The sequence below is a fragment of the uncultured Maritalea sp. genome (genome assembly GCF_937139385.1).
Classification (GTDB): domain Bacteria; phylum Pseudomonadota; class Alphaproteobacteria; order Rhizobiales; family Devosiaceae; genus Maritalea; species Maritalea porphyrae_A.
Window position 1 is genome coordinate 1 of the sequence record NZ_CAKZPW010000403.1, and the last position, 6561, is coordinate 6561.

7 protein-coding genes are annotated in these 6561 nt (G+C 49.5%); all 7 read left to right on the plus strand.

Features of this window, described 5'->3' with window-relative positions; all coding sequences use genetic code 11:
• Positions 1–1716 (plus strand): ABC transporter ATP-binding protein (locus tag Q0231_RS15955; RefSeq protein ID WP_299349135.1); only part of this gene is annotated, 1716 nt, incomplete at its 5' end.
• A gap of 370 nt (positions 1717–2086) precedes the next feature.
• A complete protein-coding gene (gene phnC, locus Q0231_RS15960; protein ID WP_269394552.1) occupies positions 2087–2896 on the plus strand; it encodes a phosphonate ABC transporter ATP-binding protein in 810 nt (269 codons plus the stop codon).
• Between the two features lie 48 nt (positions 2897–2944).
• Positions 2945–3856, plus strand: a complete 912-nt coding sequence (gene phnD, locus Q0231_RS15965) for a phosphonate ABC transporter substrate-binding protein (RefSeq protein WP_299349142.1) — start codon at positions 2945–2947, stop codon at positions 3854–3856.
• 72 nt (positions 3857–3928) lie between these two features.
• Entirely contained in the window at positions 3929–4162 is a 234-nt protein-coding gene (locus Q0231_RS15970) for a hypothetical protein (protein ID WP_299349145.1), read from the plus strand.
• On the plus strand, positions 4159–4821 hold the full coding sequence (phnE, locus tag Q0231_RS15975) for a phosphonate ABC transporter, permease protein PhnE (RefSeq protein ID WP_299349148.1): 663 nt from the start codon (positions 4159–4161) through the stop codon (positions 4819–4821). The genes Q0231_RS15970 and phnE (Q0231_RS15975) overlap by 4 nt, the downstream gene beginning before the upstream one ends.
• Positions 4818–6134 (plus strand): phosphonate ABC transporter, permease protein PhnE, encoded by a 1317-nt coding sequence (phnE, locus tag Q0231_RS15980; protein WP_299349150.1) that lies wholly within the window; start codon positions 4818–4820, stop codon positions 6132–6134. The genes phnE (Q0231_RS15975) and phnE (Q0231_RS15980) overlap by 4 nt, the downstream gene beginning before the upstream one ends.
• Positions 6134–6561: acetyltransferase (locus Q0231_RS15985; RefSeq protein WP_299349152.1), on the plus strand; the 428-nt coding region annotated here is incomplete at its 3' end. The genes phnE (Q0231_RS15980) and Q0231_RS15985, both read left to right, overlap by 1 nt.

Here is a 6561-nt window from a genome sequence, read left to right on the forward strand (position 1 = left end):
ATATCTGTTAAAACGGACGCTGGTGAAAAATCAGTCGTGCGCAACTTTGCCTACCATGTGAATGCCCAAGAAACATTGTGCATCGCAGGCGAGTCTGGCTCAGGCAAGTCCATATCCTCTTTGGCAATTATGGGACTTTTGCCCAAAACATCTGCTCGCGTCTCAAGCGGCAGGGCCATTTTGGGCGGCACCGATTTGTTGCAACTGCCAGAACAGCAAATGCAACATATTAGTGGCAATGATATCGCCATGATATTCCAAGAACCCATGACGTCCCTTAACCCCGTTATGACCATTGGCGATCAGCTGCGCGAGGTGCTGCGCTTCCACAAATCAATGCAGGGCGCTGATGCCAACAAACATGCATTGGAAATGCTGGAAGCGGTGCGGCTTTCAGAGGCCAAGAAACGTCTTGATCAATATCCGCATGAACTGACCGGGGGCATGCGGCAACGGGTTATGATTGCTATGTCTCTTTTGTGCAGCCCAAAAGTCTTGATTGCTGATGAACCAACAACTGCGCTTGATGTCACCATTCAAGCGCAAGTGCTCACGCTGATGAAAGAATTGCAGCGTGAATTTGATACAGGTCTGATTTTGATAACCCACGATATGGGCGTAGTTGCTGAAATGGCCGACCGTGTCTTGGTAGTCAATCAGGGTGAAATGGTTGAAATGGGCGACGTAACCTCCATTTTTCTCGCCCCAAAAGCAAGCTATACACAAAAGCTCATATCTGACCTCCCAAAATTGGGATCCATGGCGGGGATAGAACCCACACCAACCGTAAAGGTTTGCCAAACCACAATTCCCGTTCTTGATGTTCAAGACCTTACGGTGCGTTTTGATATCGCGGGTGGACTTTTGCAACGCACCATAAAACGGGTGCATGCAGTTGAAAAAGTCAGCTTCCAATTGCAGGCGGGCGAAACACTTTCGCTGGTTGGAGAAAGTGGGTGCGGAAAATCCACGACCGGGCGCGCATTGCTCAATTTGGTCGATTGGCAAGGGCGCATAAACGTGGAGGGCGAAGACCTACGCATTTCGCACAAGCAAAACCAACTCGCGGCTCGTCGGAAAATTCAAATGATTTTCCAAGATCCCTATGCCTCGCTCAATCCGAGAAAAACAGTTGGAGAATTGGTGCAAGAACCACTCGTTATTCACAAAATTGGCAATGACATTGAACAAAAAGAAAAGACAGCTCAACTGTTTGAACGGGTTGGTTTGGAACCAATCCATCTAACCCGGTATCCGCATGAGTTTTCTGGCGGTCAACGACAGCGTGTCTGCATTGCGCGGGCGTTGGCCCTGAACCCTAAAATAATTGTAGCTGATGAGAGTGTCTCAGCGCTTGATGTCACCGTGCAAGCGCAAGTGTTGGATTTGTTAGCAGAACTGCAAGACGAGTTGGGGCTGTCCTATGTGTTTATCTCCCACGATATGGCTGTCGTGGAAAAAGTCAGTCACCGCGTGGGCGTGATGTATATGGGGCAAATTGTTGAAATTGGTGCGCGCGACAAAGTGTTTGAAAACCCACAACATGCTTATACTAAATCGCTGTTAGCTGCGGTACCAATTCCAGACCCTAAAAAACGGAAGAAACGAAGCTTGATCAGTGGACTGGAAATACCCTCGCCCGTACACGAGCTTTCATTTAAGCCAACATTTCTGAAACTGGTTGAAGTTGAACAAAATCACTTTGTCGCCATTTAGCGCCAAGAATAGATCCAACCCTCGAATTAAGCTGGCACCAGCGCGCACATGAGGCACTTGCTGTCCAATTCGCCATAAAACCAAAAATGCAGCACGCGGCAGCGGGGAAATGCTTTTTGGCCGACGAATTCAAACGAGACCCACTCAGGGCGCTACATTCAAGCCCACTACAAATGCAACCCAATCGAAGCCCAGCACCTAATGATCTCCTAGTTTTACGCTACCAATCAACAACACATATCTTTTATCAATTTCATTATCGGTCGCTATCGAACGAGATAATTTTTCCACCGTCACAAAACAATCATCTATTTGTCAAGAAGTTGAAATCTGACATCAATAGTGTCTGCCCCTGATCAAAGGGGGCAATATGCTAAGCATTTCAGGTGTCACGAAGAAATTCGGAGACAAAGCAGCTGTAAACAATGTTAGTTTCCAAATCGACGAGCCAGCATTTATTGGCATCATCGGACGTTCGGGTGCTGGCAAGTCCACGCTATTGCGCACAATCAATCGGCTGACTGACGTCACCAGCGGTGAAATACAATTTGAAAACTCCTGCATTTCAAAACTAAAGCGCAACGACCGTCGTCGTTGGCAATCAGAATGCGCGATGATATTCCAACAATTCAATCTCGTGCCCAGAATGGATGTTGTTTCAAACGTCCTGCATGGCACCTTGAACAAGCGCTCGACACTGACAACTCTTTTCAACCTATATCCAACAGAAGATATCCATCGAGCAGTGGAGATCTTGGACAGGCTGGGCATTGCCGAGCATGCGCCCAAGCGCGCTGAAGCGCTCTCTGGTGGGCAGCAGCAACGGGTCGCAATTGCGCGAGCGCTAATGCAAGATCCAAAAATAATTCTGGCTGATGAGCCGATTGCAAGCCTTGACCCAATGAATGCACAAATTGTCATGGATGCACTGCGGCGTATCCATGAGGAAGATGGTCGTTTGGTTATAGCCAATCTGCACACACTCGATACGGCACGCCGATATTGTGACCGCGTTATCGGTATGCGTGATGGGGTGATCGTTTTTGACGGTCCTCCAGAAGAACTAACAACGGAAGCCGCTCGAGAAATCTACGACGCGGGTGACGACTTTTCTGAAGAAGCAACTTCAACCGAGATCGGTGTGCTTGATCGCACCGAAATGGTCGCCGCTGTCGCGTGACCAAAAATATGAAACGCTGGCGCTGCCACGTTCACAATGGAGAGAACCATGAAATCCACATTTACTGCAGCCCTTTTGGCTTTTTCTGCTTTGACGACCGGTGCTGTGGCATCTGACTCAATCACCGAATTTCGCATTGGCATCCTTGGTGGTGAAAATGCGCAAGACCGCATGAACAGCTATAGCTGCTTGCAAGAATATGCTGCTAAAGAACTTGGCGTTCCAACAAAATTGTTCGCGCCTGCTGACTATAATGGCGTTATCCAGGGCCTGCTTGGCGGCACATTGGATATGGCATGGTTGGGCGCGTCTTCATACGCGGCTGTTTACTTGCAAGACCCAGAAGCTGTCGAGCCAGTTTTGGTCAAGATCAACCTTGATGGTTCTTACGGCTATCACTCAATTGGTTTTGCGCGCAAAGACGCTGGCGTTGAAAAACTTGAAGACCTTAAAGGCAAGGTTTTCGGTTTTGGTGACCCTAACTCAACAAGCGGCTATTTGATCCCCTCAATCGAAATTCCACAAGCAACTGGTTCTACGATGGAATCTGGCGACTATTTCGGCGAGGTGAAATTCACAGGCGGTCACGAACAAACAATCGTAGCTGTATTCAATGGCGACATTGACGGCGGTGTGACTTGGGCTGATGCACAGGGCGCATGGGAAGATGGCTATAATTCAGGCGCTCTACGCAAAGCTGTGGATGCTGGCCTTGTTGACATGAACGAACTTGTTCAGATCTGGAAGTCAAATGTGATCCCTGAAGGTCCTGTTGTTCTTCGCAAGTCACTTCCAGCAGACGTAAAAGCAAAAATGACTGCTTTGGTTGATGGACTTCACGCGAAAGACCAAGACTGCGCCTATGGTGTCGCTGCTGGTGAGACACTTGGTTTCGACGCGATCACCCATGACGCGTACATCTCCGTAATCGAAGCTCGTAAAGCAAAAATCGGCGGCTAAAACCGTAAGCTTATTTTAGACAATGTCGGGGCTCTTCTTAAGAGCCCCGATTTTCATATCAGGAACTGGCAAATGTCTAATCCGAACTCCCAAGAACCAAATCCAAAACGCCCGCCACAAACGGACACAAAGATTGTCCAAGATAGCTACATGGCGATGGTACAGCGAAAGCGACTTTACGGCGGCATCGTTTTGCTGATCTTTGTTCTGATGATGGTGTCCGGTTTTATGGTCGCCGATTCACGAAACGCTGGCGGTTTTGGGACGGACTTAAAAATGTTGGTGATTATCCTGCCGATGTGTTGAGCGAAGCGTGGGAGCAACGGGCTGAGTTGCCCGGTTATTTGTTCAAATTTTTGCCCGCGCTCATTGAAACAATCAATATCGCGGCAGTGTCAACTTTGGTTGGCGTTGTGGCAGGCTTCCTTTTAGCAATGCACGGCACTAGAGGGCTTGCTTACTTTCCGTGGGCAATTCCATTCGTGCGCCGTACCACCGATATTATGCGCGCCGTTCCCGAAATTGTAATCGCGCTACTGCTGATTTTTGTCCTTGGAGGCGGTCCAGTTCCCGCCGTAATTGCTATTGCCATACACACCGCAGGCGCGATTGGTAAGCTCTTTTCGGAAGTCGCGGAGAATGTCGATCTAAAGCCTGTTGAAGGGCTGAGTTCTGTCGGTGCGAACTGGACGCAGCGTGTTTTATTGGGCGTCCTTCCACAAGTCGCGCCAAACTTTCTCAGCTACAGTTTGCTGCGGTTCGAAATCAACATCCGCGCTTCAGCTATTCTTGGTTTTGTCGGTGCAGGAGGCCTTGGCTACGAACTGCGAAACGCCATGTCATGGGGGCCCGGTCTGTTCGACGAAGCGGCGGCCATATTCATTCTCTTGTTCGCCACCATCATCTTCTTTGATCAATTGTCTAGTCGCTACCGCAATCAGCTCGCTGAAGGGAAATCAGCATGACCGATATAAATGTGCAAACAATTCAGAGCCAGGCGGTCACGTTAATTGAACGCAAAAAATTCGTCGCGGTTGCCGTACCAATCGCAGCTTTGGTCTACTTCGTTTACATTGCATTTGCTTTTGACATCATTGGCCTTGCAGAACGCGCTCGGCTCGATAACGCGATTACTTTTGCGTCGGACAGCTGGAGCCATAAAGTTCACGTAACCAAATCTCATCGCTCTGGCGAAATCGACTACGCTATCGAGGGTGAACGCAAGGGGCGTTATCCAGAAGGCACTCGACCTGAATGGGTTTCTGGTAGCGAGATTGTCATTGTTGATCTGGGGGATGGGCATGTTGTGCGCTTCCTGCCGGATAATGCGATGGACTATACAATTCCTGGTTACGGGACGTTTGAAGCAAAATTCAATGGCAAAACTGTCGATACAAATCTTGGTGAAAACGTTCCTGATTGGATTAACGCAAGTGACCGTCGCGTTGCCCTAAAAACCTCCAATGGTCGGGTAACAATTACACGTTCAAAAACTGAGATTTTCCGATACTTCCCCGGCTGGGAGCTTTTCTTTTTCACACTGGACAGCCCTTACTACGGCAAGTCGATTGCAGATATTGTCTTTGGTCCACGATTAGATGAAGCGCGGCACAATATTGCAGGTGCTTGGTCAGATTTTTGGGGCAACCCGATGTGGCGACACAGCGACGTCCTTTGGGCGATCAGCGAAACTATTCTAATGGCATTTCTTGGCACGTTCGGCGCCGCGATCATAACTTTACCGCTTGCTTTCCTTGCAGCAAAGAAGTTTACGCCATTTAGGGCGTTACGCATGGCGATCCGACGTGTGTTTGATTTCTTGCGCGGCGTCGATGCCCTCATTTGGACCATTGTGCTTAGTCGCGCTTTCGGTCCGGGACCGCTAACCGGTGCTTTGGCAATTCTGATCACAGACACCGGCACGTTTGGCAAGATCTTCTCTGAAGCGCTAGAAAATGTGGATGACAAGCAGATCGAAGGCGTTTCCTCGACCGGCGCGAACCCGATACAAGGTTATCGATTTGGCGTTATACCGCAAGTTGTGCCGGTGCTGTTGAGCCAAGTTCTCTATTTCTTTGAGTCAAATACACGCAGCGCGACCATCATCGGTGCAATCACGGGCGGCGGTATTGGTCTCATGCTGACGCAGGCGATCCAAACCCAGAAGGATTGGGAGGAAGTTGGCTACTACATCATTTTAATCATCATCATGGTGATGTTCATGGACTGGGCGTCTGGTTTGTTGCGACGCCAGCTAATCAAGGGAGGTGAAAGTTGATGGCAAAGCTTAAGCCTCATCTGCCCCATATGGAAGAAAACTGCACAATCGTTGACAGTAGTTTTGGCGACTATGTTTCGATTGGGCGCGGATCACGATTGGTCAATGTCGACATGGGGGACTATTCGTACTGTGACCGATATGCGGATATGGCGAATGCAGTGATCGGCAAATTCGCAAATATTGCGTCTTCGTGCCGCCTCGGCGCCACTGACCACCCGCTCAATGGTGCATCGCTGCATCATTTCATGTATCGCTCAAACGACTATTGGGACGACGCAGAGCGGGATGCAGATTTCTTCGCGCACCGCGCATCGCGCACGGCCCATATCGGGCACGACACTTGGATCGGGCATGGCGCAATGGTAAAGCCAGAGATCACCATAGGTCATGGCGCAGTCGTTGCGGCTGGGGCTTTGGTGACCAA